The sequence below is a fragment of the Streptomyces sp. WELS2 genome (assembly GCF_013870595.1).
Lineage (GTDB): Bacteria > Actinomycetota > Actinomycetes > Streptomycetales > Streptomycetaceae > Streptomyces.
This window is the reverse complement of sequence record NZ_JACBWZ010001236.1, coordinates 1-1,375: the sequence shown is the minus strand read 5'-3', so window position 1 is coordinate 1,375 and position 1,375 is coordinate 1. Positions and strand designations below refer to the sequence as shown.

The 1,375-nt window shown below is 75.6% G+C and carries 1 protein-coding gene; it reads left to right on the top strand.

Features of this window, described 5'->3' with window-relative positions; all coding sequences use genetic code 11:
* A partial coding sequence (locus tag H5J33_RS35320; protein WP_399553009.1) for an ATP-binding protein occupies nucleotides 1–1,375 on the top strand: 1,375 nt, incomplete at both ends.

Genomic DNA, 1,375 nt, shown 5'->3' with positions numbered 1-1,375 from the left:
GACGGCCCCGGGGTACGGGAGCTGTGCCGCCGGCTGGAGGGGATCCCGCTGGCGCTGGAGCTGGCGGCCGGCCGGCTGCGCGCGCTGTCCCCGGAGCAGTTGCTGGACCGCCTCGACGACCGGTTCCGGCTGCTCACCGGGGGCGCCCGGGACGCCCTGCCCCGGCACCGGACGCTGCGCACCGCGATCGGCTGGAGCCACGAGCTGTGCACCCCGGCCGAACGGCTGCTGTGGGCGCGCCTTTCGGTGTTCGCGGGGTCCTTCGACCTGGAGGCGGCCGAGTACGTGTGCGGCGGGGCGGGGCTGCCCGCCGAGGACGTGCTGGACGTGCTCTCGGAGCTGCTGGCCCAGTCGGTCCTCGCCCGTGAGGAGACCCCGGCGGGCCCGCGCTACCGGATGCTGGACACCGTCCGCGAGTACGGCGCCGAGTGGCTGGCGGCGGCCGGGGACGCGGAGCGGCTGCGCAGACGGCACCGGGACTGGTACCTGGGCCTGGCGACCTGGTGCGAGCTGGAGTGGTTCACGCCCCGGCAGCGGGAGGTGGCCGCACGGGTGGACGTGGAACTGCCGAATCTGCGGGCCGCGCTGGAGTGCTGTCTGACCGAGCCGGGCGAGGCGCACCTCGGCCAGCACCTGGCGGGTTCGCTGTGGTTCTGCTGGGTGGGCTGCGGGCGGCTGTCGGAGGGGCGGCGCTGGCTGGAGCTCAGCCTGGAACCGGAGACCGGGTACGAGCGGGCCCGGCTGAAGGCGCTGTGGGTGCTGGGCTACGTGGCGATCCTCCAGGGCGACAGCGGGCCGGCGCTGCACGCGCTGCGGACCTGCCGCGAGCGGGCACAGCGGGCGGGCGACCCGGTGGCGGTGGCGTACGCCGAGCACCGCACGGGCTGTCTGGCCCTGGTCACGGACGACATGTCCGGTGCGGAAACGCTGCTGCGCTCGGCGCTGGAGCGCTACCGGGCGGTCGGCGAGCTGAACAGCAACGTCCTGATGGGCCGGGTGGAGCTGGCGATGGCCCGGGCGTTCCGGGGCGACCTGCGGGACGCGGTGCGGCTGTGCGAGGAGGTGCGCCGGGTCTGCGAGGACCACGGGGAGCGCTGGGCGCGTTCGTACGCGCTGTACGTGCTGGCGTACGCGGCCTGGGCCGGCGGGGACGCGGCGGGTGCGCGGGAGCTGCTCGCGAAGGCGCTGGCCGACGCGCACGCGTTCCGGGACCTGCTGGGTTCGGTGCTCGTCATCGAGCTGCTGGCGCTGGTGACGGTGGCGCAGGGCGATCCGGTGGAGGCGGCGGTGCTCCAGGGCGCGGCCGGGCGGCTGTGGCCCTCGGCGTCTTCCTGGACGGGTACGGCTTACCGGACGGGTACGGCAGGATGTGCCC